The 23,547-nt window shown below is 57.7% G+C and carries 23 protein-coding genes; 9 read left to right on the forward strand and 14 right to left on the reverse strand.

What is annotated here, in order from left to right; translation table 11 throughout:
* Positions 1 to 61 precede the first annotated feature (61 nt).
* A complete protein-coding gene (locus tag VB780_RS10255; RefSeq protein WP_323351047.1) occupies positions 62 to 637 on the reverse strand; it encodes a Uma2 family endonuclease in 576 nt (191 codons plus the stop codon).
* A gap of 27 nt (positions 638 to 664) precedes the next feature.
* Positions 665 to 1,063, reverse strand: a complete 399-nt coding sequence (locus VB780_RS10260; RefSeq protein WP_323351048.1) for a hypothetical protein — start codon at positions 1,061 to 1,063, stop codon at positions 665 to 667.
* A 142-nt stretch (positions 1,064 to 1,205) separates the two neighbouring features.
* Here VB780_RS10260 and aat point away from each other — a divergent pair, with 142 nt between their 5' ends.
* Positions 1,206 to 1,793, forward strand: coding sequence for a leucyl/phenylalanyl-tRNA--protein transferase (aat, locus tag VB780_RS10265; RefSeq protein ID WP_323351049.1), 588 nt, complete (start codon positions 1,206 to 1,208; stop codon positions 1,791 to 1,793).
* Here the strand turns inward: aat and VB780_RS10270 are convergent.
* On the reverse strand, positions 1,767 to 2,156 hold the full coding sequence (locus VB780_RS10270) for a helix-turn-helix domain-containing protein (RefSeq protein WP_323351050.1): 390 nt from the start codon (positions 2,154 to 2,156) through the stop codon (positions 1,767 to 1,769). The two genes, aat and VB780_RS10270, sit on opposite strands and share 27 nt — an antisense overlap.
* Before the next feature lie 101 nt (positions 2,157 to 2,257).
* Here VB780_RS10270 and VB780_RS10275 point away from each other — a divergent pair, with 101 nt between their 5' ends.
* Complete coding sequence (locus VB780_RS10275; RefSeq protein ID WP_323351051.1) at positions 2,258 to 2,866, forward strand: flavodoxin family protein; 609 nt, start codon at positions 2,258 to 2,260, stop codon at positions 2,864 to 2,866.
* Positions 2,867 to 2,942: 76 nt separating this feature from the next.
* On the opposite strand, the gene VB780_RS10280 is transcribed toward VB780_RS10275, so the two are convergent.
* Positions 2,943 to 3,281, reverse strand: a complete 339-nt coding sequence (locus VB780_RS10280) for a helix-turn-helix domain-containing protein (RefSeq protein ID WP_323351052.1) — start codon at positions 3,279 to 3,281, stop codon at positions 2,943 to 2,945.
* 115 nt (positions 3,282 to 3,396) lie between these two features.
* Between VB780_RS10280 and VB780_RS10285 the strand changes: the two genes are divergently transcribed.
* A complete protein-coding gene (locus tag VB780_RS10285) occupies positions 3,397 to 4,146 on the forward strand; it encodes an SDR family oxidoreductase (RefSeq protein WP_323351053.1) in 750 nt (249 codons plus the stop codon).
* Positions 4,147 to 4,153: 7 nt separating this feature from the next.
* Positions 4,154 to 5,815, forward strand: coding sequence for an alpha/beta hydrolase (locus VB780_RS10290; RefSeq protein ID WP_323351054.1), 1,662 nt, complete (start codon positions 4,154 to 4,156; stop codon positions 5,813 to 5,815).
* Positions 5,816 to 5,866: 51 nt separating this feature from the next.
* Here the strand turns inward: VB780_RS10290 and VB780_RS10295 are convergent, their stop codons facing one another.
* Together VB780_RS10295 and VB780_RS10300 are read right to left on the reverse strand one after the other, a co-directional pair.
* Positions 5,867 to 7,156, reverse strand: a complete 1,290-nt coding sequence (locus VB780_RS10295) for a Glu/Leu/Phe/Val dehydrogenase (RefSeq protein ID WP_323351055.1) — start codon at positions 7,154 to 7,156, stop codon at positions 5,867 to 5,869.
* Positions 7,157 to 7,326: 170 nt separating this feature from the next.
* Positions 7,327 to 9,237 carry a GGDEF domain-containing phosphodiesterase gene (locus VB780_RS10300; RefSeq protein ID WP_323351056.1) on the reverse strand — a complete coding sequence of 637 codons (1,911 nt, stop codon included), beginning with the start codon at positions 9,235 to 9,237 and terminating at the stop codon, positions 7,327 to 7,329.
* Between the two features lie 348 nt (positions 9,238 to 9,585).
* On the opposite strand from VB780_RS10300, the gene VB780_RS10305 reads away from it, so the two are divergent.
* Entirely contained in the window at positions 9,586 to 9,792 is a 207-nt protein-coding gene (locus VB780_RS10305; protein ID WP_323351057.1) for a hypothetical protein, read from the forward strand.
* 13 nt (positions 9,793 to 9,805) lie between these two features.
* On the opposite strand, the gene VB780_RS10310 is transcribed toward VB780_RS10305, so the two are convergent.
* Positions 9,806 to 11,296 (reverse strand): SGNH/GDSL hydrolase family protein, encoded by a 1,491-nt coding sequence (locus VB780_RS10310; protein WP_323351058.1) that lies wholly within the window; start codon positions 11,294 to 11,296, stop codon positions 9,806 to 9,808.
* Positions 11,297 to 11,356: 60 nt separating this feature from the next.
* Entirely contained in the window at positions 11,357 to 12,250 is an 894-nt protein-coding gene (locus tag VB780_RS10315; RefSeq protein ID WP_323351059.1) for a DMT family transporter, read from the reverse strand.
* Between the two features lie 195 nt (positions 12,251 to 12,445).
* Between VB780_RS10315 and groES the strand changes: the two genes are divergently transcribed.
* From groES to VB780_RS10330, 3 genes are all read left to right on the forward strand, one after another.
* Positions 12,446 to 12,757 carry a co-chaperone GroES gene (groES, locus tag VB780_RS10320; protein ID WP_017299961.1) on the forward strand — a complete coding sequence of 104 codons (312 nt, stop codon included), beginning with the start codon at positions 12,446 to 12,448 and terminating at the stop codon, positions 12,755 to 12,757.
* Between the two features lie 219 nt (positions 12,758 to 12,976).
* Entirely contained in the window at positions 12,977 to 14,608 is a 1,632-nt protein-coding gene (groL, locus tag VB780_RS10325; protein WP_323351060.1) for a chaperonin GroEL, read from the forward strand.
* 287 nt (positions 14,609 to 14,895) lie between these two features.
* Positions 14,896 to 17,034 (forward strand): cation:proton antiporter, encoded by a 2,139-nt coding sequence (locus VB780_RS10330; protein ID WP_323351061.1) that lies wholly within the window; start codon positions 14,896 to 14,898, stop codon positions 17,032 to 17,034.
* Between the two features lie 84 nt (positions 17,035 to 17,118).
* On the opposite strand, the gene VB780_RS10335 is transcribed toward VB780_RS10330, so the two are convergent.
* Positions 17,119 to 17,568 (reverse strand): SRPBCC domain-containing protein, encoded by a 450-nt coding sequence (locus VB780_RS10335; protein WP_323351062.1) that lies wholly within the window; start codon positions 17,566 to 17,568, stop codon positions 17,119 to 17,121.
* Positions 17,569 to 17,755: 187 nt separating this feature from the next.
* Between VB780_RS10335 and VB780_RS10340 the strand changes: the two genes are divergently transcribed.
* Positions 17,756 to 19,147: an NAD-dependent malic enzyme gene (locus tag VB780_RS10340; RefSeq protein ID WP_323351063.1), complete on the forward strand. Its 1,392-nt coding sequence runs from the start codon at positions 17,756 to 17,758 to the stop codon at positions 19,145 to 19,147.
* A gap of 26 nt (positions 19,148 to 19,173) precedes the next feature.
* Here VB780_RS10340 and VB780_RS10345 read toward each other — a convergent pair whose 3' ends face one another.
* Genes VB780_RS10345 through VB780_RS10365 form a run of 5 tightly spaced genes read right to left on the reverse strand, consistent with a single transcriptional unit; the run spans position 19,174 to position 23,453 of the window.
* The gene (locus VB780_RS10345) at positions 19,174 to 19,647 is read right to left on the reverse strand and encodes a GNAT family N-acetyltransferase (RefSeq protein ID WP_323351064.1); all 474 of its coding nucleotides are present in this window, start codon (positions 19,645 to 19,647) and stop codon (positions 19,174 to 19,176) included.
* Between the two features lie 4 nt (positions 19,648 to 19,651).
* Positions 19,652 to 20,326 (reverse strand): hypothetical protein, encoded by a 675-nt coding sequence (locus VB780_RS10350; protein ID WP_323351065.1) that lies wholly within the window; start codon positions 20,324 to 20,326, stop codon positions 19,652 to 19,654.
* A 27-nt stretch (positions 20,327 to 20,353) separates the two neighbouring features.
* Positions 20,354 to 21,577, reverse strand: coding sequence for an ABC transporter permease (locus VB780_RS10355; protein ID WP_323351066.1), 1,224 nt, complete (start codon positions 21,575 to 21,577; stop codon positions 20,354 to 20,356).
* A gap of 6 nt (positions 21,578 to 21,583) precedes the next feature.
* Complete coding sequence (locus VB780_RS10360) at positions 21,584 to 22,078, reverse strand: DUF29 domain-containing protein (protein ID WP_323351067.1); 495 nt, start codon at positions 22,076 to 22,078, stop codon at positions 21,584 to 21,586.
* Between the two features lie 34 nt (positions 22,079 to 22,112).
* Positions 22,113 to 23,453, reverse strand: a complete 1,341-nt coding sequence (locus VB780_RS10365) for an efflux RND transporter periplasmic adaptor subunit (protein WP_323351068.1) — start codon at positions 23,451 to 23,453, stop codon at positions 22,113 to 22,115.
* Positions 23,454 to 23,547: the final 94 nt, after the last annotated feature.

Genomic DNA, 23,547 nt, shown 5'->3' on the forward strand with positions numbered 1-23,547 from the left:
GGGGTTTGAGTACTGCTCAAGCCCCTTTAATGTGGGGATTGATATGAAATCTCGTAATCCTCTATCCCCAAATCTCGGCCATCACTAGAGCAAAACCGGGCAGAACCTCTTCTCCAGAGAGCTGTTCCGGCTGGCTCAAATACTCTGTAGGTCGCCCTAGACGGTAAATTTCCACCCGTTTTTCCTGGGGATCGATTAGCCACCCTAGCCGCACACCGCAATCGCGGTATTCAGACATCTTGTGCTGAAGGGTTGCCAGTTTATCCGTCGCCGATCGCAGCTCAATCAGAAAATCGGGGGCTAGGGGTAAGAATTTGGCTGGGTCTGGGGCCAGGTCTTCAATACGCGATTTTGCTACCCAGGCTACATCGGGCGAGCGATCGGCTCCGTTGGGGAGCGAGAACCCGGTGGAGGAGTCAAACACAAAGCCCGTGCCATCTTGTTCAGCCCAGGCACCCACCCGTAAGTTGAGCTTAGAATTTTGACGACCAGACTCCCAGCCTGTGGGTGGCATGAGGATCAAATCTCCTGTACTGCTGCGTTCGAGGTGAATGTCGTGGTTAACTTTGCACAGCTCATAGAACTGCTCACGGGTGAGCTGCACCACCGGATCGAGGGTCAGAGTGAGTGAAGTCATAGCCCTAGGATAACGACTTAATTTGAGTCAGTTGATATCGATCGCGGCATCGCCGCCATCACGCAGCGAACCCACGCGGCTGACTTCTAGGGTGGTGGATCGGCCACAGCAGCGATCGATGCCTAGGCTGTCGAAGAGCAGATCGCCCACGGCGTTGGCGACTGCAAACTCACCGTAGAAGCTTTCAGAAAAGTCGAAGGCTTGCAGTTCGGTCAAGATCGCCATCACCAGCGAGCCAACGTCGTTTTCGCCCTCCATGCGCTGGCGCACAAACACCTGAGAGGCTCGCTCGGCGATTTTGCGATTGGCTGGCTCTGGCAAATATTCTGCATTCAACCAGGTGAGCAGAGCTGCTTTGAGCCACAGCCCTTCCTGTTGAGCATCCTCTGGGGGCGGCAGCATAATGGGGCTAAGGGGGTCAGTCATCGCTTTGAGGGGTGAGGAAACCTAGGAAAACCTTCTGTACACTCAATACTACCGCCTTAGATTCTTGCCCCAGGGCGAGGGCGACTGAGCGTCAAGAATCATTACTCGCCTATCCCTTGAGCAACCATCCATTGAGAACACTGTGACCTTCATCAAGTACGACCTAGATGCCATCATTCGCGGTTACTCCCAGGGGTATTTTTTGATGGCCGATGGCGAAGGCGACGACCTGGGCTGGTACTCAAGCCGCCAGCGCACGCTGATTCCGCTGGACGATCGCTTTCGCTATCCCAAGTCGCTGCGGCGATCGCTCAACCAAAACCGCTTTCGGGTCGCGATCAACCAGGCCTTTGAGGAGGTGGTCGACGGCTGCGCCGATCGCGACACCACCTGGATCTCGGGCGAACTTAGGCAGGTCTACAGCGAACTCTACCGGGCGGGCTGGGCCTACAGCTTTGAGACCTGGCAGGGGGACGAGCTGGCGGGGGGCATTCTCGGGCTGGTGATTGGCGGCGCGTTTATTGGCGAGTCGATGTTTTTTCGCATTTCTGAGGGCTCTAAGGTGGCGATGGTTAAGCTGGTCGAGCACCTGCGCCAGCGCCACTTTGCCCTATTCGATGCCCAGATGATGAACCCGCATTTGGAGCGGTTTGGAGCCTATGTTGTGGGCGATCGCGAGTACAAAAGCCAGTTAAAAGTAGCCCTAAAGCAAAACTGTAGCTTTCTGTAGCGCCTCTGGTTGAGCCTGGGATGCCCCACAGCTGGGCAAGTCGCCATACCAGCGCTGGGCCAAGCCGTTGAGCTGATCGAGAATGGTCACCAGTTCGCCAGCGCGCTCCGTCAGGCTGTAGGTGACCTGGGGCGGCACGGTGGGCTCGTAGTGGCGGTGGACAATGCCCTCTTGCTCCAGCATCCGCAGGCGCTCGGTGAGCATTTTGGTCGAAATGCCCTCCACTTGTCGACGCAATGCTCCAAACCGGGTGGGGCCAGCGGTGGAGAGTGTCCAGATAATGTACATCGTCCAAGGCCCTGAGAGCATATTCATCAGCAGACTGACGGGGCAGGGGTTGCGATCGCTAGTAGGTTGCGCCATGGGCTAAGGCTATATCCAAAGTAGTTACCTCAAGGTTCCTACTTTACATCAGTAAGTAGTTACTTTTAGTATCTGTGCGTAACGCAATGAGATATCTAGCTATGGCCACTATCGCAATTGTTTACTTTTCGGGCGGTGGACACACCCACCTGATGGCCGAGGCGATCGCCGCCGGAGTCCGCACCGCTGGCCACACCCCCGACCTGCTCAGGATCACGGGAGAGCAAATTACCGAGGGCCGCTGGGCCGATGACGCCTATTTGGCTCGCTTAGCAGAGGCCGATGCGATCGTGTTTGGCTCCCCCACCTACATGGGTGGTGTAGCGGCCCAGTTCAAAGCCTTTATCGATGCCGCCAGCTCTGCCTGGTTCGTGCAGCAGTGGAAAGATAAGATCGCCGCCGGGTTCACCCATTCCAGCTCGCCCAGCGGCGACAAGCAGGGTACGCTGCTGTACCTGTCTATCAACGCCGCCCAGCACGGCATGGTGTGGGTGGGGGCCACCGACATGCCCAGCCAGTACCAGGGCAAAACCGATGGCGTCAACCGCCTGGGGTCATTTTTGGGAATTATGGGCCAAAGCCCCATGACGATGGACGGTAGCCCGGCGGCGATCGAATCGGGCGATCGCCTCACGGCAGAGCTGTTTGGTCAGCGCATTGCCACCGCCGCCGAGCGCTGGATACCCCAGAAGGTTGCTGTGGTGGCCTAGGCCGCCGCAGCCAGGAAAATGATTAGATCGTGCTCTCAAAGGCAGTGTTTTGGTGGGATCAAAACACTGCCCTATCTTAAGTTGGGGTTTTGCCATAGAGCACCATATGGTGCTCTCCCCAGTGACAAAGTATTTCCAGGACTGGTATTAAACTGTGACCGTAGTCAGTAAAAGAGTACTCTACCTTAGGGGATTTGCTGGGATGCGAAACCCGCAGCACAAGGCCATCTTTTTCTAACTCCCGAAGCTGCTGAGTCAACACTTTCTCACTAATACCAGGCATGAGGCGATTTAGCTCACTAAAACGTTTGGTTTCGTCGCGTAAATGCCAGAGAATCAAGATTTTCCACTTACCGCCCAGCACCCTTAGGGTGACTTTAACAAATTCTGTACCTTCAGTAGTTGTCTCTGACATAGTTGATTTTGGCCAATCAAAGCAATTTTTAGATACTTACGAAAAAGTAAGTACTGGGCAAACCTTGGTGCCCAGTATACCGTTGTGAAAATGAGTTAGAAAAAAGGCCGCTGACATGCAGGTAGAGAACGCTGTAGCACTGGTAACTGGAGCTAACGGTGGTATCGGGCAATACTATATCGACACCCTACGTAGAATGGGAGCAGCCCGAATTTACGCTGGAGCGCGCAAGCTCAATAGCTTAGATGATCTAGTCGCTACTGATCCAGACCGCATTATTCCTGTTGCTCTAGATATTACCGATGAGTCCACGGTAAAGGCCGCAGCAGCTCAGTGTAACGATATGAATTTGCTCATTAACAATGCTGGCATCGCTCTGATGCAGGGGTTTATATCCGCAATAGATCTCTCGGCGGCGCGGGCCGAAATAGAGGTGAATTACTTTGGCACTTTGGCGATGTGCCGCGCGTTTGCGCCTGTACTCAAGGCCAACGGTGGCGGTGCGATCGTCAACATGCTGAGCATTTTAGGCCGGGTCAATTTTCCTATGAACGCGTCTTACAGCGCCTCTAAGGGGGCATGCTACATCTTGACCCAGGGGGTGCGGGCCGAGCTAGCGGCGCAAAACACCCTGGTCATTGGGGTTATGCCCGCCACGGTAGATACCAAGAGTAGCCAACATTTTCCACCTCCCAAGGTGGCTCCCGAAACGGTAGCTCAGGAGGCACTCCAGGCGGTAATCGACGGGGTGGAGGACGTTTACCCCGGTGAGCAGGCCCAGGCCATGGCGGCTCAGCTGCTCAGCGATCCCAAAGGGCTGGAGAAGGCGATGGCGGCGATGCTGCCCCAGTCGGTTGGGGGCTAAACAACCTATGAAAATTGGCATTTTAGGCTTGGGTAAGCTGGGGGCCGGGCTGGGTCTGCAACGACATAGACTAAATCGCTGCTGGTGGCGATCGCTGATTACAGCCCTCAGCAGCGCTCTGTTGGCGCTGCCTGGACTAGCCGCTGAGCGCATTGAGTTTTTCTACGGCCCCTTTGAGATCGCCGTGCGCGTAGACGACCTTCAGCACTTTGCCGAAACGGGCGAGGTGCGGGGCAGTCTGCGCCCCATTGCCCAACGGCTGCCCCCCAGCCAGCTCGATGGCCTGCGGGGGTGGCTGACCCGGCCCTTTTCGCTCGATGTGGTGACGGTGGCAGAGCTGACCTATTCTCCGGTGGGTATGCGGCTACTGGGGCAGCTCGGTGATTTAGTGCAAACCGACGACCGGCGCAGCGGGTTTTCGGCCCTGCGGGCCAGCCTAATTTTGGCCGCGGCTCAAGAGCCAGGACTGACGACCCTGCATGTGTTGCAGCAGTTTCCGTTAGATATTGTGCAGATTGACTACGCCCTGGCTCGGGAATTGTTGGGCGAAGGCCAGGCTTTTTTTCAGCGGCGGCAGACAGTGCTGTCGGCCCTAGAAGCCCAGGCCCGACAAAATCTTGCCCCCGTAGCCACCGCCCTTTCCCAAAAAACGCCCGAGCAGCCAGGGACCTACCCCTGGGAGCGGCGCACCCTTGAGTTTGAGAATGCGCTGCGGCGGACTCGACCGATAGCTGATCTGTATCTGCCGCAGATCTCTGCGCCGCCAGGCTCCCTGCCTGTGGTGGTCATTAGCCACGGGGCCGCGTCGAGTCGGCAGACCCTAAGGTATCTGGCCGAACATCTGGCGAGCCACGGCTATGGGGCCGTGGTACTTGAGCACGACGACAACGGGGCTCAGTTTGAGCAGTTTCTCAGTGGCATGGCCCAGCCCCCTGACCCGATCACGCTGCTGAGTCGCCCGAGGGATGTGACGGCGGTGCTCGATACTCTGGAGACTCTGGCCCAAGCCGATCCCAGTATTGGGCGGTTAGATCTGGCCCAGGTTGGCGTGGTGGGTCAGTCTTTGGGGGCTTACACCGCGCTGGCGGTGGCTGGGGCAACGTTTAACCCCGAGGCCCTGCGACAGGTGTGCCCGTCGCCAACCCAGAGCGGCGTCTCGCTCAATCTCTCGCTGCTGGTGCAGTGTGAGGTGCTAGAGATCGCCACCGACCTGCCCGCTTCCTTGAGAGATCAGCGGGTGACGAGCGCGATCGCCATCAACCCCCTCACCAGCCATATCTTTGGCGAGGCTGGACTCAGCCAGGTGGAGATTCCAGTCATGGTGGTGGCAGGCACCGACGACGTCTTTACCCCTGCCGTACCCGAGCAAATTCAGCCGTTTGATTGGATTGCCAGCCCCGAGAAGCATTTAGTGGTGGTGGGCGCTGGCACCCACTTCTCATTTTTAGAGGGCGACACCAGCGGCGGCGCGCTGCCTCTTCCACCCGGACTCTTGGGGCCTGATGCTAGGGCGGCCTATCCTTACCTCAAGGGTTTGAGCACGGCTTTCTTTAACCGCTATCAGCGGGGGCAGACGGCGGCCTCTACCTACCTGGGGCAGGGCTATTTAGACACCTTTGAGCAATCGCCGTTTCGGGCGCTAATTGTGCAGGATTTACCAGACTTCTAGCGCTCGATATGGAGCCATGAACCGGCGGTGGCCTCCACCTAGGGATGGGTCTCAAATGCCGCTGACGTAGTAGTCGCGGGTGCCCTTGGCGTTGAGGGCATCGCCGAGGCGCTCTAGGGCGTGGACGTAAGCAGCGGTGCGGGGGCGAATATCGAGATCCTGGGCAATCTTCCAGATGCGCTCGCCCTCGGTTACCATCATGGTTTTGAGCCGGGCGTTGACATCTTCCACCGACCAGTAGAGGCCGCTGCGGTTCTGCACCCACTCAAAGTAGCTGACGGTGACCCCGCCCGCATTCACCAAAATGTCGGGGAAGACGTAAATGCCCTTGGCCGACAAAATGTCGTCGGCTTCGGAGGTGATCGGGCCGTTGGCCACCTCAAAGATGTAGCGGGCCTGAATGGCGTCGGCATTCTCAGCGGTAATCTGGTTCTCCAGCGCCGCCGGCATCAAAATATCCACATCTAGAGCCAGCAGTTCTTCGTTGGTGATCGTGGTGTGGTCGTTCACCGTATTGCAGACGGTGCCTTCGCAATACACCGCCTTGAGGCTGCGGGTGGAGGTTTTAAACTGCTGAATGCTGGGAATATCTAGCCCAGAGGGGGCATAGATGCCGCCTTGGGAATCGCTGACTGCCACCACCTTATACCCGGCATCAAACAGCAGCCGGGCGATGACGCTGCCCGCGTTGCCAAACCCTTGCACCGCTACGGTGGTGTTCTGGGGAATGCGGTCAAATTTGGCCATCATTGCCTGCAGCACGTAGAACGCGCCGGTGCCGGTGGCGGTGTCGCGCCCCTGGCTGCCGCCCATGCTGAGGGGTTTGCCGGTAATCACCGCCGGGCTGAGCTTGCGGCGAATAATGCTGTACTGATCCATCATCCAGCCCATGATCATGGGGTTGGTGTAGACATCGGGGGCGGGGATATCGACATCGGGGCCGATGAAGTTGGCGATCGCATCAATGTACCCCCGGCTCAGCCGCTCTAGCTCAAACTTAGACAGCTCCTTGGGGTTGACCGTGACGCCGCCCTTGGCCCCGCCCAGGGGCAAATTCAGCGCCGCGCATTTAAAGGTCATCCAAAATGCCAGCGACTGCACCTCGTCGAGAGTGACATCGGGGTGAAAGCGAATGCCGCCCTTGGTGGGGCCGCGCGTATCGTCGTAGCGCACCCGATAGCCCTGAAACACCTTCAGGGTGCCGTTATCCATTCGCACAGGAATGGACACGGTGAGGCTGGCCTTGGGATAGCGCAGCCGCTCGGAGGCATCCTCAGAAATAGAAACATACTTGAGCGCCCGCTCTAGACGGCGGTTAGCATCGGACAAAATGGAGGCCATAGACGAACACCAGGGAATGAAGGGATTGGTGAAACAGCGAATTTTGCTGCTGTTATTAAGGTTCCGCCAGGGCGCAGCAGCTCAGTCAAACAGCAATATTTTGTATTGTAAGCTACCGTTTTCCCTGCTCCTTTCCCCATCTCCCCATCTCTCCCACCTTCCTCATCCCCTCACCTCGGTGCCAAGCAGGTTCCCTCCCTCAGCAGAGTCGTTAAATCCGGTGCCGTTATCGGTCGCGAGAATAGGTAGCCCTGGCCGTAGTTGTAGTTCAACCCCAGCATGAGGTCGCGCTGGCTGGCCTGCTCAATGCCTTCGGCCACCAAATCAAAGTTGATGCCCTCCGACAGATTGGCGATCGCTCGGCAAATTGCTACCTTCTCCAGGTTTTGGGCATTGGTCGGGATGAAATAGCGATCGACCTTGACCTCATCAAAGCGAAACTGCAACAGCTGGGCCAGCCCCGACTGTCCGGTGCCAAAGTCATCGACCTTGAGGCGCAGCGACATATCCCTTAGACTCTGCAAACTTTGCAGGTAGCGCTCCAAGTTGCTGTAGATGCCCCGCTCGGTAATTTCAATGCCAAAGTGGTTGCTGGCAATACCCGCTCCGGCGACCCGCTGCATGATGCGGTCTAAAAAGTCGTCATCCTCCAGTTCTAGCGGGCTGATGTTAATCGACAGGGTGAATTGGGGGGCGATGTCTTGCCACTGGGCCAGCTGCTCTAGGGCATGGCAGAGCACCCAGTCGCTGATGCGGTGCACCAGCCCTGTCGCTTCGGCCACCGGAATAAACTCTGAGGGCGAAACCCGCCCCAGCCGGGCAGAATTCCACCGGATCAGGGCTTCGGCTCCGACAATGGCACCGGTTTGCATACTGCAGATGGGCTGGTAGGCGAGCCAAAACTCAGCCTCGCTGCTGCGCTGCTCTAGGTAGGCTTCGAGGGTGATCTGGCGCAGCCGCCGCCGAGCCAGATCGCGGTTCCACACCTGAATGCGGTGCTGGGGTGAGTTGGATCGCCGGTTGCGTTTGGCCTCTCGCAGGGCAGTCTCGGCCGCCTGAAGCAGTCGGTTAATGGGGGTATCTTCCTCAAAGGCGTCGATGGTGCCGCTGGCAATACCAATAGAAGCTCCCACGCTGGCCCCTTCGATTTCGATGGCCAAAATGTCTTTGAGCACGCTGGCGGCAATTGTCGCTGGGTCAGGGCGGGGCAGCTCAGACTTGGGGGCAGGCAGCAGCAGCAGAAACTCGTCACCGCCATTGCGCACGGCCACACCGCTGTGGGCTTGGGCGTGTTCTTGCAGCCCGGTCGCCACGGCCACCAGCAGCTGATCGCCTAGAAGGTGGCCCCGCTGGTCGTTGATCAGCTTAAAGCGATCGAGATCGATAAACAGGCAGACATCCCAGGTCTCTAGATCCATCTCCAGCACGCGGCGGTTGTAGAGGCCGGTGAGCGGGTCGTGGATGACGCCGCTGACCTCGGAGAAGGTCATGTAGAGCAGTTCGGGCGACAGCGGTGTTACCAGGTTCATATACCAGCCCGAGACTTCGTCACCTTTGTACTGGTACTCTAAGCGGCGCGATTCGCCCGACTTCAGAGCCTCAAAATAGAGGTTAATTAGCGGTATGTCGTAGGGGTAGACCTGCTGGCGGTGGATGGGCATGGTTTCGCAGAGGCGATCGCCCGACTTGAGTAAGTCTTTGGTGATCGCCCTGGCGGCGGGGTTGATCTTAATTATCCTGAGGTCGTCGCCACTGCGTTCGCAGAGCAGCTTGCCGGTGAGGGCCTGCTCCCAGGTGGCCTCTAGCAGATGAAAGGTTTCCCCCAGGTAGCGCAGCCGGTCTTGGCTTGTGATCAAAACCAAGACCGCCGCCCATGAGACCCCCGCCGTCACCCAGTGCCAGGGCGTGCTGTGAAGGTTCATGGCGCTGAGAGTATGGCCTACACCACAGCTGAAGACAAACATGATCATCAGCAGTAGATTGAGCCAAATTTCACGCTTGGCCTTCAGCAATAGCGGCAGTAGCGTGAGGGGAATGATGAGATACGCTGCGGCGATCGCGCCGTTGGCAGCAGTCTCCATGCTTGACTCTCCCCTAAAACAGTGCTCCTCATACCTATTCAGCCTATGGCCTGAATAGGTAATTAAGGCAGAAACGTCCAATTGTTAACTACGGCTAGAGAAAACCTCACCGCAATCATGCCGATCTATTAAAGTTAAACTCACGGATCCAGACGAGCAGGGTTCAGTAAATTTTCGCTGGCGCTTCGTGCAACGTCCTGTTGCGAAGCGCAACAAACTTTATCGGGGCGTAAAGGTTCACCCTGAACAGTAGCGGTTATCAGTGGGTTCTCGGAGAATGGGGGCATGCACCTAGGCCCAATTCTCGGAATTGGCCTGGATCCTCATTATGTATAAAGGACTATCTCCATGAAAACTCCCCAAGAAGTGCTTGAGCACCTAGAGCAGCTCGAAAAAGCGGGCACGGTGCAAAGCGCCCTATATCGCGAAGAAGCCCAAGAAGTACTCGCAGACGACAGTATTAGCCTCAAGTGGCGACGGGCGATCGCCGATCGCCTCAACCGAGCCAACCACGATCTGGGCCTGCACACCGTCACTGGCGACGACAGCTACTAGGGCTTCAGAAACTCTAGTAGGCCAAACCTGCCGCTGAAGCAGCCTGAATTGGGCTAAGGGTGTCTGCGATTGAGATTTCCCCGCCTGTGCCGTAGCTTCCTAGGGTTCCGTCCTGGGTGAGGGCTCCAGCTGTGGCGAAATCTTCGATGGCCAGTGCTGGCATTGCGCCATTACTAGGCTGCAAGTACCCCGCTTCCACCAGACTCGTCTGAAATACGTCCGCTAGCAGCGCGTGAACGGTGGTGGTGGGGTGTTGATCATCCCACCAGAAGTAGCCAGGGTCGTTGAGCACGCCCTGGTTAAGCAGCGGGTCGGTGACGTTGGTAAACCCAAACTCCGCCGGAGCGCCAATAATGTCGGTGGTCAGCCCAAACAGATCGACTGGGATGATATCGATCGCAACGGGCAGACTTTGTTCCAGCGCCTCTAGCGTGTCGGCCAGGCCAGCATTAAACGCCTGACTTAACGCAGTCGCCTGCTCGCTGGTACCATCTCCCAGGGTGCGGGGCGTGAGGCCCAGGTTGGGCAAGTTGGGCACCAAGAAGGTGTCGGCTCCCCGCGCCGCCAGGCTGCTAATCGCTGTAGCAATGTTGGCCACCGATGCCGCTAAAAAGTCTGGAATAGCGGCAGGGTCGCTGGGCAGGTTAAACAGGTCGTTGGCCCCGGCCCATACCACATAGAGACCGTCAGAATTAGCCGTGCCCTCCCCTAGGCCACCAAGGTAGCTATCGACTTCGTCGAGCAATCCCGGCAGGTTAGACTCTGTGCCCGTGAGCGATCCAATTAGGGGATCGAGGCCGTTGTCGCGGCCCGTGGTGGCTCCCCCCACAGCCAGGTTTTGCACCTGAGCAGGCTCAACCCCCAGGTCATCCACCAGATAATCTGCCCAGAGATCGCCGTTAGAAAACCGGCCCTCAGAGTAGGGAAAGGGCGGAAAAAAGCCCGTCAACCCAAACAGGTTGCCGGGGTCTGACAGACTATCGCCAAAGATCGTCAGGCTGTTAAAGCTGGGCACCAGCGCCTGGGTTTGAAAGCTCTCGGCGGTGAGGCTGGCGGCCTCCACATTGAGCAGAATGACGCTGGGCTCCGACTGGTTTAGGTAGCGCAGGGTGGTGTTTGCTCCCTGCTGGGCGATCGCAATCTGCCCAAAACTCAAGCCCTCCTGAAGCCAGAAGCGATCGACTCCAGGGGTAAAATCCACTACTGTATCAACCCGACCATCGTTTCTGAGCACAACGGTGTCTTGGCCCGGCCCGCTAATCAGCTGATTGCTGCCCAAGCCCCCATCGAGAAAATCATCGCCAGGGCTGCCCAAGAGCCAGTCGTCCCCCCCCGCGCCGAATAGCCGGTTATTGCCCCAGAAACCCAATAAAATTTCGTCGTCTGGGCCGCCGCTGAGGTCGTCATTGCCTAAACCACTGAGCAAAACATTGCTGCCGAAAATATTGAGGGGGCCAAGACCAGCAAAAAGCGGATTCAATAAAGACGATACCAGCGATGCCATAACGCCTCCCGGCAGTAAAACGAGCTAGGCCCAGCCTAACGAACCGCCTTCTTCCTTAACTCACACTTTAGGCTGACTGAGCACCACATTCACACCCAGCAAAATTAATCCCATACTGGCCACCATTGTCGCCGTCAGCGGCTCTCGAAAAAACAGCCAGGCCAGCGCCGCCACAAAAATCGGCACCAAACTATAGACCACGCTGGCGGTGCGAGTGGGGCCAACCTGCTGAATGCTGAGGTTAAACAAAAGGTAGGCCACTCCCGACGCCGCCACCCCCATGTACAAAATGGCCACCAGCGAGGAGAGAGACAGGGTCGCCAACTGTAGCCACCAGCGTTCGAGCGCGGCCAGCACCAGAAGTTGTCCTACTCCGGCCACGGCGGCATAGAAGGTAATCGTCAACCCCGAATACCGCTGGCTCAGCTGCTTAATAATCAGGGAATACACCACCCAGCACAGCACAGCACACAGCATCAGCCCATCGCCCCGGTTGAGTTCAAGCCTCAGCAGCGTCGTCAGGTTGCCCCGCGTCAGCAGGGTCAGCACTCCCAGCAGCGCCAGCAAAATCCCGCCGTACTGGCGGCGGGTCAGCCGTTCGCCAATAAACAGCGCCGCCATCACCCCCGTCACCACCGGGTTAAAGGCGTTGATAATCGCGGTGTTGGCCGTGGCCGTGTAGCGCAGGCTGCTAAAGAAAAAATAGTGATAACCCACCACCCCAAATAGACCTAACAGTGCCATCGCTCCCCAGTCGGCGCGGGCGACGGTGAGGGATTTGATCGGCTGGGCACTGCGGGTGATGAATAGGCCCAGAACCCCCATGGCGATGACGTAGCGCAGCAGCGAGGTGGTCAATGGCCCCAAATCTACCGTCGTATATTTGCCTGCTACAAAGCTGCCCGCAAACAAAAAGCTGGTGAGAATGGGCAGCAAAACCTTGAGTTTGAGCATCAATCAATCCTACCTATGGCAACTCAGTTCGGGAACCCGTACAGGGGGCTTTGTTGCGATCGCCCCCCTGGCGTCGTAAATTAGCACTCGGAGCTTGCGAGTGCTAAGCTTCGAAAACCTGTGTAATGCGTCTGAATGGGGCCGAGTGTAATTCCCCCAGGCGCTGTCTTAATAGCAAATCCGGAGAAGCATTGTATGGCAGCTATCACTTTGGCGGCATCTAGCGTTAAGCCCCTAGCCGATCGAGTTTTGATTAAAGTAAGTGCGTCCGAAGAGACCACCGCTGGCGGCATTCTGCTACCTGACACCGCCAAGGAAAAGCCTCAGGTGGGCGAAATCACCGCCGTAGGCCCCGGTAAAACCGATGACAAAGGCTCTCGCCAGGCTATGGAAGTCAAAATCGGCGACAAAGTTCTCTATTCCAAGTACGCCGGTACCGACATCAAGCTGGGCGGCGACGAGTTCGTGCTGCTGTCTGAGAAAGACATTCTCGCCGTGCTCGGCTAAATCAATTTTGGATTTTAGATTTGGGATTTTGGCTGCGTAGGGTGGGCACGGCCCACCATCCCCTAGGCCAACTGCAAGGCATTGTCTGCTACGGTCTCTGCCGGGTTTTGTTGGGTTCCGCTACCGCTTCACCCAACCTACTCAAACGCCTAAATCTTCTTCCCACCGTCTTCTAGCTAACGTTCACCTCATATTCTTCTTTCGGAGAAAACTGACTTTATGGCTAAGCGCATTGTTTACAACGAAAACGCCCGTCGCGCCCTCGAAAAGGGTATGGATATTCTGACCGAGGCCGTGGCCGTTACCCTCGGCCCCAAAGGCCGCAACGTGGTGCTCGAAAAGAAATTTGGCGCACCCCAAATCGTCAATGACGGCGTCACCATCGCCAAAGAAATTGAACTCGAAGACAACATCGAGAACACCGGCGTCGCCCTGATTCGCCAAGCCGCTTCTAAAACCAACGACGCCGCTGGCGACGGTACCACCACCGCCACCGTCTTGGCCCACGCCATGGTCAAAGAAGGTCTGCGCAACGTCGCCGCTGGCGCTAACGCGATTTCGCTGAAGCGCGGCATCGACAAAGCCACCGCCTTCCTGGTCGAAAAAATTGCTGAGCACGCCCGCCCCGTCGGCGACTCTAAGTCGATCGCTCAGGTGGGTTCCATCTCCGCCGGTAACGACGAAGAAGTGGGTGCCATGATCGCCGAAGCCATGGAGAAAGTGGGCCGCGAAGGCGTCATCTCCCTGGAAGAAGGCAAGTCGATGACCACCGAACTGGAGGTCACTGAGGGCATGCGCTTTGACAAGGGCTATGTCTCCCCTTACTTCGTCACCGACACCGAGCGCATGGAAGCGGTGCTCGATGAGCCCTACATTCTGATCACCGACAAGAAAATTGCCCTGGTACAGGATCTCGTGCCCGTGCTGGAGCAGGTGGCTCGCTCCGGTCGTCCCCTGATCATCATCGCCGAAGACATTGAGAAAGAAGCCCTGGCTACCCTGGTGGTCAACCGTCTGCGCGGCGTGCTAAACGTGGCTGCCGTTAAGGCTCCTGGGTTCGGCGATCGCCGCAAGGCCATGCTCGAAGACATCGCCGTCCTCACTGGCGGTCAAGTGATCTCCGAAGACACCGGCCTCAAGCTCGACAACACCAAGCTCGATATGCTGGGTCAGGCCCGCCGCCTCACCATCACCAAAGACACCACCACCATCGTCGCCGAAGGCAACGAGAAGGATGTCAAGGCTCGCTGTGAGCAAATCCGTCGCCAGATCGACGAAACCGAGTCCACCTACGACAAAGAGAAGCTGCAAGAGCGCCTGGCTAAGCTCTCCGGCGGTGTGGCTGTAATCAAGGTCGGTGCCGCCACCGAGACCGAGATGAAGGACCGCAAGCTGCGCCTCGAAGACGCCATCAACGCCACCAAAGCAGCGGTTGAAGAAGGCATCGTCCCCGGCGGCGGTACCACCCTGGCTCACCTAGTACCAGCCCTGACCGAGTGGCTCGAAGCCAACCTCACCGCTGAAGAGCACACTGGAGCTGCGATCGTAGCTCGTGCCCTGGCCGCACCTCTAATGCGGATTGCTCAGAACGCTGGCCAAAACGGTGCCGTGATCGCCGAGCGCGTCAAAGAGAAGGACTTCAACGTCGGCTACAATGCTGCCAACGGTGAGTTCGTTGACATGTTTGACGCTGGTATTGTTGACCCCGCCAAGGTGACCCGCTCTGCCCTGCAGAACGCGGCCTCCATCGCCGGTATGGTGCTGACCACCGAGTGCATCGTGGTCGACCTGCCCGAACCTAAAGAAGGCGCTCCCGCTGGCGCTGGCATGGGCGGCGACTTCGATTACTAAGCCAAGGTTTTAGCAGTCGGGTGATGTAGGGAGTATCCCCTGGGGTTATAACCTATATAAATCCGCTGGTAGCCACGCATCAACACAAAAGCCGCTCTGAAATTCAGGGCGGCTTTTGTGTTGGCAGTTGGGCACAACGTAAAATTCTTTCTTTGGATAGAGAGACAGATTTGGCCTAGGAGTACGACTCTTAGTAAACAGACTTAATCAATGTCAATTAATTATTTAAGCAACACCCACAGCCAGGCATTTAATGCCCTGGCTCTCTTTATGCTAGGGGCGGCATTATGTTTCTCTTTTTGGTGGAACCGGTTTCAGAAACGTTAAAAGAACCGATTACAACGTTTGTGCTGTTGCTGGCGATTGTGTTAATCACACCGCCCATCTTTGAGCGGTTTAGGCTACCCGGATTGATCGGCCTATTGATGGCTGGGGTGTTATTTGGCAGCAGCGGTCTGGGGTGGCTCAGCGCTGACACGGACATCATGAAGCTGTTTTCAGAAATTGGCAAAATCTATTTGATGTTTGTGGCCGGTCTTGAAATCGACATGGCCCTATTTGAAAAAACGCGCGATCGCTCCCTCAGCTTCGGGGCGCTGACCTTTGCCATCCCAATGTTAGGTGGTATTGCGGTTGGGCTGTTCTTTGGCTTTGGCTGGCTGGCGGCGGTGTTAATTGGCTCGCTGCTGGCCTCTCACACGCTGCTGGCCTATCCGATTGTGCAGCGGTTTGGCATCGTAAATAATGAAGCGGTGACGGTCACTGTTGGGGCTACAATCTTCACCGATATTGGGTCGCTGCTGGTGCTAGCCATCTGCCTAGGCATCAATCAGGGAGACTTTTCAGCGCTTAATTTGGCTACGTTATTGGGGTCGCTAAGTCTGTACACGATCGCAGTCTTAGTGGGTCTCAAACAGCTCAGCAAGCTGTTCTTCAGCAAAACCGGAAAAGACGAGGGCAATCAGTTTCTATTTGTGATGCTTTCGGTGTTTCTCTGCGCCCTGGGGGCACAGCTAATTGGGGTAGAAAACATTATTGGTGCCTTTCTGGCGGGGCTGGCCATCAACAGCGTGATTGGCGATGGCCCGGTCAAAGAAAAAACAGAATTTTTGGGCAGCGTTTTATTTATTCCCATGTTTTTTGTGGCCATGGGGCTGCTGCTTGATTTAAACGCCTTTGGCGACATTTTGCGATCAATTGAATTACCCTTAATCATCGTTGGCATGCTGCTGCTCACCAAGGGTCTGGCTTCCTTGGGGGCTCGCATGCTCTACGGCTACAGCTGGCCTGAGACCTGGACGATGTGGTCACTCTCCATTCCCCAGGTGGCGGCGACTCTGGCGGCGGCACTGGTGGGCTACGAAGCCGAAATCATTAACTCACAAGTGTTTAACAGCGTTATTTTGCTGATGCTGGTGACGGCTATTTTAGGCCCGCTGGTCACCACCAGAGCCGGCAAACACCTTATTGTAGTAGACGACCTAACCGAAACCGAAGTACTTGACTGGCTGCCCCTGCCGAGTGATATTCCAGAGTCGTTTACGGTGGTGGTGCCGGTCTATAACCCCAACACCGAACAGTGGTTGCTTGAGCTGGCGGCGGCAGTGGCCCGCCATGAAAACGGGCGGGTTATTCCCCTGGTGGTGGCCCTGGCTCAGCCCCAAATGGATTCGCCGCAGCTGGCCAGGGCCATGACCCACAGCCGCCAGCGGTTAGAAGCTGCCGAGGCCATTAGCGCCACCCTAGAAGCCGAAATTAACCCCCGGTTGAGAATTGACTACAACGTGGCCCAGGGGATTTCTCACCTCAGCCGGGAGGAAAATGCCAACCTGATTTTGCTGGGCATGGGGCGGCGATCGCGGCTTGGTGCCCGACTATTCAGCAACATTCAAGACAATATTTTGTGGTCAGCCCACTGTCCGGTGGTGGTGGCCCGTCTGCTCGATTCGCCCACGACCTGCAAAACCATTCTGCTGCCCATTGAGAACCCCTCCCCGGCTAACCTGCGCACTCTGCGCTTTGCTCAAGTGCTGGCTAGCACCTACCAGGCCAAAATTACGCTGCTGCATGTGCACAGTTCTCGAGCTTCAGAGCTCCAGCGCAGCCGGTTGACCAAACAGCTAGAGCTATTGGTTAACCGGTTTCCTGCCTCAGATATCGACATCGATATTCGCCTGGTCGCAGGGGACAACGTGGTGTCTACCATTGTCAAAACAGCGTCGCAATATGACGTGGTGATGCTGCGGCTACAGCGCCGTCGAGTTGGCAATGGGCTCACCGTGGGTTCACGAACCACATCCTTGGTCGATCAGCTGACTGGCTCGGTTATTCTGGTGGGCGAACCCCATCCCCAGCGCAGCGATCGCCCCGTCCGATCGAATCGAGGTGCCTTCAAGCTAAACTCCAAGCCTTTAGCGTCTTCTTAGAGGCTATCTAGAGCCTGATGTGAAAATAAAGTCCCGGTCGTGATGGGTGGTGGAGCGCTAGAAAACTTTAGCCCCCATTTCCCGTCACCACTGCCGCCGGTAGTGGTGCTCTACGTAACGCTTAATCTGTCGGCCCATCCGGCGAATGCCCTCCTTCTCGTCGCGGCGAATGAAGGGTAGAAACACCTGGGAGAGCAGGCCAGAGATGCGCTCCTGGTGGATGTATTTGGTGCGGTTGGGGCCAACATCCTCCAGTTCAAACACATGCTCGCTCTTAAAGCCGGGGCCTTTAGAAATCCACCGCAGGCAGTGGTTGGGCTGCACTACGACGATGCGGGGTTGAAACTCGGTTTCGTCTTCGCCCTCAAGGCGGCGCAGGGCGAGGAAGATTTCGCCGCCGGGGCGGATGGGCCGGTTGGGGTCGCAGTCGTAGAGAAAGGTGTTCCAACGGTGCCACTCTTCTTTGCGGACGAGGGCATCCCAGACGGCAAACCGGGGGGCGTTGATGGTGACTTCACTATAGAGACTGGGCATGGCGGTGAGGGGGGTAGCCAGGAACCGTGCGCCAGAAACCGTGCATAGGTAACAGACGCTACTGCTATCTTCACACACACTGGGAGACACGACGGGAGAGACTTAGTCGCCTAAACTAGGGAGCTGGTCTTAATATTCCCTCAGGACAGCATTTTTGTTTCGCTGGCGATCGCCCAAAGGTTTTGGCATGGCAACTCTTACCCCCAACCCCAGTTACAGTCTCAGTCTGCGGCTCAAGCTGCCCAATAAAACCGGCATGCTGGCGCGCGTTACCCAGGCCATTGCCGAGGCCGGGGGCAACCTGGGGGACTTTGAGCTGCTGAGCCGCAGCCGCTACGACATGGTGCGGGTGCTGCACGTCGATGCCTCTAGCGAGGCCCATGTGGAAGACATCATTGCGGCGGTCAAAACCGTCGAGGCGGTAGAGATTCTGGAGATCTGCGATCGCACCTTCCAGCTCCACGAGGGCGGCAAGATCAGCGTGGAGAGCAAACTGGAGCTGCACAACCAGGATGACCTGGCCATGGCCTACACCCCCGGCGTCGGGCGGGTCTGCCTCGAAATCGCCGAGCACCCCGATCGCGTCTACGACCTCACCATCAAGGGCAATACGGTGGCGATTGTCACCGACGGCAGCGCCGTGCTGGGGCTGGGCAACCTCGGCCCCGAAGCCGCCCTGCCGGTGATGGAAGGCAAGGCGCTGCTGTTCAAGAAATTCGCCGGGCTAGATGCCTTCCCGATCTGTCTAAATACTCAGGACACCGACGCCATTGTGACCGCCGTCAAGCAGCTCGCTCCCGTCTTTGGCGGCGTCAACCTGGAGGATATCAGCGCCCCCCGCTGCTTTGAGATTGAGGCTCGCCTCCGCCAGGAGCTAGATATTCCCGTCTTCCACGACGACCAGCACGGCACCGCCATTGTCACCCTGGCGGCGCTGGTCAATGCCCTCAAGCTGGTGAACAAATCCCTCACTCAGGTCAAAGTGGTGATCAACGGAGCCGGGGCGGCGGGGGTGGCGATCGCCAAACTCCTCCAAAAGGCCGGCGCCACCGCCATTGTGCTGTGCGATTCCAAAGGCATTCTCGCCCTGAGCCGCGATGACCTGAACGCTCAGAAGCAGGAATTTGCCGTGGAAGCCTCAGGCACCCTGGCCGACGCCATGGTGGGGGTCGACATCTTTTTAGGCGTCAGCGCGCCGGGGGTTGTGTCGGTGGAGATGGTGGCGTCGATGGCGGCAGACCCGATCGTGTTTGCCATGGCCAACCCCATTCCCGAAATTCAGCCTGAGCTGGTGATGGGTAAAGTGGCGGTAATGGCCACGGGCCGCAGCGACTACCCCAACCAGATCAACAACGTGCTGGCCTTCCCAGGGGTGCTGCGGGGAGCGCTCGACTGTCGCGCCCAGGAGATTACGCCGTCGATGTATTTGGAGGCGGCCTATGCGATCGCGGCCCTGGTCAGCCCCCACGAGCTCGATCGCGAGCACATTATCCCCTCGGTATTCGATGAACGGGTTGCCGCTGCTGTTGCCTCGGCGGTCAAGCATGCCGCCCGCGTCGATGGCGTTGCCAGAAAATGACCGTAAGGGCACAGCATGCTGTGCTCCTACGGGGTTTCGACCAAAACCCGCTCTACCAAGTAGCGGGTGAACTGCACACCGCTGCGATCGACCACTTCGGTGTCGTACTGACTGAAGCCAAATTTTTGGAACAGCCCCAGGCTAAACTCGCTGGCCTCGGCGTAGAGGCGCTGGATTTGCTTCTCTTGAGCGTGGGCCAGCACCGCCTGCATCAGCAGCGAGCCCACGCCCCGGTGCAGACAGTCGTGGCGCACGTAGGTAGACGCCACATAGCCGTCGTCGCCTATCCCCGCAAAGCCGAGGATGGCGGTATCATCCTCGGCCACGTAGGTGGTTACGGCCAAAATCAACTGGTGAAACCGGGGGCTGGCGGCATCGACAGCGGCCCAGGCCTCGACTTGGGCCGGGCTGTAGTGCTGCGGGCCGTTAACTAGCACCGTTTCTCGAAATAGCGTTGCCAGGGCCGGTAAATCGGCTTCAATGGCGGTACGAAGGTTCATGCTTTTACCAGTGGACTATCAGCGGTAGGGCGGGGCGAAAGTCGTGGTGCTGGGCCTGGGTCTCGCCATCAAAGCCGAGTTCCAGTAGATAGGCGGGGCCGGTTTGGATGGCGATTAAGTTGGTGGCCGCGATCGCCTCTAATTCTGCCGATCGCGGCGGCGCTTGGGTCAAGGTGAAACTAATCCGAGTCACCTCGCGTAACCCAAAGGCATGCTCCAGGGGTTGGGCCTTGGCTTCAGTGTAGCTATCCTGTCGCTTGGCAAAGGGCAGATAAAACAGCATCGGCTCCGTGAGAACTGACACATTGGTTGCTATGGGTATTGCCACGCCAGGGGGCAAGTAAATCGGCTGATAGTCCCAACTGGGGAAGGGCAGAACTTCATGAACTTGACCTTCAATGGGGCGCAAGCACACCCCAAACGGACAGGTATCCTGCGATCGCCCAGCCCAGCGCTCCCATAGATAAGTGGGTCGGGTAACGTCAGACTGGGCTTCGGCAGCATTGTGAACCCACAGCAGCTCCAACATCAAGTTATGGAAGAAAAAGCAGCGGTTAGCCGTGCCTTGACCGGCATGCACGTTGGCTCTGCCCTCCACTAACCCAAACTGGAGCAGCTGTTCAGCGGCAGGGGCGTTGGGAGCAGTGCAAATAAACAGGTGATCGAGTTCAAACGCCATATCGTTATCCGCAGGGGCACTCCCCCACTACGCCGTTCTCAAGGCCACAATTGGATCCAGTTTAGCCGCCTGACGTGCCGGAAACACGCCAAAGAACAGGCCAATGCCGCCAGAAACAGTCACCGTCAGCAGAATTGCCCCTGCCGAAATTCCGGCTTCAAAGGGAGTCAGCACCCCAATCAGCAAAATGCCGCTCACCCCCACGGCGGTGCCAATCATGCCTCCGGCAATCGATAGAATAATGGCTTCAATTAAGAACTGGCCCAAGATGTCGCCCTGGGAAGCTCCGATTGCCTTCCTCAACCCGATCTCCTGGGTGCGCTCGCGCACCGACACCAGCATGATATTCATAATGCCGATGCCGCCAACAAAGAGAGAAATACCGGCGATCGCCGCCAACATCAGGGTCAGCGCCCCGGTAATCGTGTTGGCAATGGTGAGCAGCGAGTCTTGGCTGCTGATGTAGAAGTCATCTTCGTCGCGGATGTTGTGGCGCAGGCGCAGCAGGTTGGTGATCTGAAATTCGGCGGTGGCCATGCTGGGGCGATCGCGGGCCGACACGGTGATGAACGAGACCTCAATGCCGTAGGGCGATCGCTCGCTGCCGGCCAGGCGGCTAGCTTTGGTGGTCAGCGGCACCATCACCGCGTCGTCGTAGTCGAGGCCCAGGTTAGAGCCTTTTTTCTCCAGCACGCCGACGATGTCAAAGTTAATGCCCCCCACCCGAATCTGCTGCCCCAGGGCCGATTCTTCATCAAACAGCCGCTCCCGCAGGGTTTCCCCAATCACAGCGACCTGAGCACTCCGGGTTAGGTCTAAATCGCTAATAAAGCGCCCCCGCGCCACTTCAAAGCTGCGCACCGTGAGAAAGTCTGGGGTAATGCCCACCACATTGATGTTGGCGTTGCGGTTGCGAAAGGTGACGAGCTGGCGACCGCTCGACTCAGCCGCTACCGCACTGACCGAAGGCACCTGCTCGGCGATCGCCTCCGCATCCGCCAGTACCAGGGTGCGGGGAATTTCTAACGAGCCCAGCTGTCGAGTTTCTTGACTGCCCGGCACAATAAACAGCACATTAGGCCCTAGGGTTTCGAGCTGGGCATTAACATACCGCTGCGCCCCTTCCCCCAGGCCCACCATGGTAATCACCGAGGCATTGCCAATGATAATGCCCAGCATTGTCAGGGCGCTGCGAAGGCGGTTGGCCGCCAGGGTTTTGGTGGCCATCGACAGGCTTTCTTGCAGGTTCATTCAAAATTACTCTAGAGAGTTAAGGGGTGGTAGCCAATCCTCTTCGAGGGCTTGATCTAGGGAGAAAAAAGGATTTTCAGGCACAACATCTGCTGCCAAGCCGCTGGATTTTAGAAATAGTTTCCGACCTAGCTTGTACTGCTTCAGAAAATCCTTCTCCAGCCATGGCCTGAGGCTGGGGCTAGTGTCAAGCTGCTCTTGAACCTGAGCGCGAAAATTAGCGATCTCTGAGTCCCAACCCCTAAAGCAGTTGGCTCGCTCCGAATCCCAGAATGCCATCTTTAGCAAATGCTCACACAGTCGCATTAAATAGCTGGAAACGGCACGTTTGTCGCTTCTACCCAAGCTATCAATCTCCTCAATCAAATTTTCAAGGTCAAGATTTTCAAACTTGCGAGCTTGTAAACAAGCAACGGTATTCTCTATCCACAGCAAAAAGTCTGTGTCGTACAGGGATGGGGTATTCACCTGGGTTGTAGAATCAGCGGCCTGAGGAGTCATGGCGAGTCCAGGGTATCGGGCTGGTACAACGATTTTAGCGATCTTGGCGCACGGTGATGTTTTCGAGGGATTTGCCGGGGGGTAGATCGACAAAGACGCGATCGCCCGCCTCAATACCATCCACAATTTGAATTTGGTTGCCCACCTGGGGGCCGAGGGTCACCGGCTGAAACACGATATCGCGGTTCTCACCGGGCACCAGCACGCCGCTCTCCCCAGCCTGGGTCACCACCGCTACCGTCGGCACCACCAGGGCATCGGCCAGCTGATCGCCAACAAAATTCACATTGACATTCATGTTCGATCGCAGAATGTCTTTGCCGTCGATCAGCTCAATCCGCACCTGAAACAGGGTGACGCTCTGGCGCTCGATCGCCTCGGGGGCCACCAGCTTGACCCGGCCCGCAAAGGTCTGATCGGGAAAGGCATCGGCCACCACTTCCACCGCCTGCCCGGGCTCGATCAGGGCAATATCGGCCTCGGGCACCTCGGCCAGCACCTCTAGATCTTCAGCCAGAGCTACGATCGCCGTAGAGGTGGCCGACGACAGCTCAGAGGCCGAGGTGGTGGGGGTGACAAACGCGCCCTCCGTGGCAAACTTTTGGGTGACAATGCCGCCAAATGGAGCACGAATAAGGGTTTCATCCTGGCGGATCTGGGCACCGTCGAGCTGGGCACGGGCCTGGGCTAGGCGGGCTTCGGCCTGGGCGATCGCCTCCTGGCGCGGCCCACTGCGCAGGTCATCCACCCGCCGCAGCGACTCGGTAACGCGGGCCTGGGCCTGCTCTAGGGCCGCCTGGGCGCTGCGCTGCTCGCGGGCGGCGGTGTCGAGATCGGTCGCTGCTACCGCTCCCCGGTCAAACAGCTGCTGGCGGCGGGCCAGATCGCTGGTGGCCAGATCTAAGCGGGCCTGGGCGTCGCGCACCTGGGCGCGATTGGCCTCCACGGTCGCCTCGGCCTGGGTAATTTCGTCGGGGCGGCTGCCCTGGCGCAGTTCGGCCAAAGCGGCCTCGGCCTCAGCCACGGCGGCCTGGTTTTGTGTCACCTGGGCTGCGGTGTCGCGGTTTTTCATGCGGGCGATGATTTGCCCCGGCTCGACGCGATCGCCCTGTTCCACAAAGAGTTCTTCTAAAATTCCGGCGTTCTCGGGGCTGAGGTTCACCGTCTGTACCGGTCTAACGTTGCCGCTGGCCGCCACCCGCACCGTCAAGGGCTCGATCGCCGCCGGGGTGGTAAAGGCATCGACATCGTAGGCCGTCTGGCGGCTGCGCCAGACCCCAAACCCCACCGAGCCCGCCACCACGGCTGCTGCTGTCAGCCCGGCTAACAGCCAAACCAGCGGACGACGCACCTTACCAATCAAGGGAACCTGCATAAAAACTTTATAGAGACTTGTTGGATTTTGGCCAAGACTAAACTGCTCAGTTTAATTGTAGCGATCGCAGCTCGCCCCTTACTCTGGGGTAGGG

The organism is Leptolyngbya sp. CCNP1308 (assembly GCF_034932455.1).
Lineage (GTDB): Bacteria > Cyanobacteriota > Cyanobacteriia > Phormidesmidales > Phormidesmidaceae > Nodosilinea.

What these genes read in the sequence shown, in the direction of transcription:
- VB780_RS10255 (WP_323351047.1), bottom strand. Translation starts at nt 637, where the DNA reads ATGACTTCACTCACTCTGACCCTCGATCCGGTGGTGCAGCTCACCCGT.
- VB780_RS10260 (WP_323351048.1), bottom strand. Translation starts at nt 1,063, where the DNA reads ATGACTGACCCCCTTAGCCCCATTATGCTGCCGCCCCCAGAGGATGCT.
- VB780_RS10270 (WP_323351050.1), bottom strand. Translation starts at nt 2,156, where the DNA reads ATGGCGCAACCTACTAGCGATCGCAACCCCTGCCCCGTCAGTCTGCTG.
- VB780_RS10275 (WP_323351051.1), top strand. Translation starts at nt 2,258, where the DNA reads ATGGCCACTATCGCAATTGTTTACTTTTCGGGCGGTGGACACACCCAC.
- VB780_RS10280 (WP_323351052.1), bottom strand. Translation starts at nt 3,281, where the DNA reads ATGTCAGAGACAACTACTGAAGGTACAGAATTTGTTAAAGTCACCCTA.
- VB780_RS10285 (WP_323351053.1), top strand. Translation starts at nt 3,397, where the DNA reads ATGCAGGTAGAGAACGCTGTAGCACTGGTAACTGGAGCTAACGGTGGT.
- VB780_RS10290 (WP_323351054.1), top strand. Translation starts at nt 4,154, where the DNA reads ATGAAAATTGGCATTTTAGGCTTGGGTAAGCTGGGGGCCGGGCTGGGT.
- VB780_RS10295 (WP_323351055.1), bottom strand. Translation starts at nt 7,156, where the DNA reads ATGGCCTCCATTTTGTCCGATGCTAACCGCCGTCTAGAGCGGGCGCTC.
- VB780_RS10300 (WP_323351056.1), bottom strand. Translation starts at nt 9,237, where the DNA reads ATGGAGACTGCTGCCAACGGCGCGATCGCCGCAGCGTATCTCATCATT.
- VB780_RS10305 (WP_323351057.1), top strand. Translation starts at nt 9,586, where the DNA reads ATGAAAACTCCCCAAGAAGTGCTTGAGCACCTAGAGCAGCTCGAAAAA.
- VB780_RS10310 (WP_323351058.1), bottom strand. Translation starts at nt 11,296, where the DNA reads ATGGCATCGCTGGTATCGTCTTTATTGAATCCGCTTTTTGCTGGTCTT.
- VB780_RS10315 (WP_323351059.1), bottom strand. Translation starts at nt 12,250, where the DNA reads ATGCTCAAACTCAAGGTTTTGCTGCCCATTCTCACCAGCTTTTTGTTT.
- groES (WP_017299961.1), top strand. Translation starts at nt 12,446, where the DNA reads ATGGCAGCTATCACTTTGGCGGCATCTAGCGTTAAGCCCCTAGCCGAT.
- groL (WP_323351060.1), top strand. Translation starts at nt 12,977, where the DNA reads ATGGCTAAGCGCATTGTTTACAACGAAAACGCCCGTCGCGCCCTCGAA.
- VB780_RS10330 (WP_323351061.1), top strand. Translation starts at nt 14,896, where the DNA reads ATGTTTCTCTTTTTGGTGGAACCGGTTTCAGAAACGTTAAAAGAACCG.
- VB780_RS10335 (WP_323351062.1), bottom strand. Translation starts at nt 17,568, where the DNA reads ATGCCCAGTCTCTATAGTGAAGTCACCATCAACGCCCCCCGGTTTGCC.
- VB780_RS10340 (WP_323351063.1), top strand. Translation starts at nt 17,756, where the DNA reads ATGGCAACTCTTACCCCCAACCCCAGTTACAGTCTCAGTCTGCGGCTC.
- VB780_RS10345 (WP_323351064.1), bottom strand. Translation starts at nt 19,647, where the DNA reads ATGAACCTTCGTACCGCCATTGAAGCCGATTTACCGGCCCTGGCAACG.
- VB780_RS10350 (WP_323351065.1), bottom strand. Translation starts at nt 20,326, where the DNA reads ATGGCGTTTGAACTCGATCACCTGTTTATTTGCACTGCTCCCAACGCC.
- VB780_RS10355 (WP_323351066.1), bottom strand. Translation starts at nt 21,577, where the DNA reads ATGAACCTGCAAGAAAGCCTGTCGATGGCCACCAAAACCCTGGCGGCC.
- VB780_RS10360 (WP_323351067.1), bottom strand. Translation starts at nt 22,078, where the DNA reads ATGACTCCTCAGGCCGCTGATTCTACAACCCAGGTGAATACCCCATCC.
- VB780_RS10365 (WP_323351068.1), bottom strand. Translation starts at nt 23,453, where the DNA reads ATGCAGGTTCCCTTGATTGGTAAGGTGCGTCGTCCGCTGGTTTGGCTG.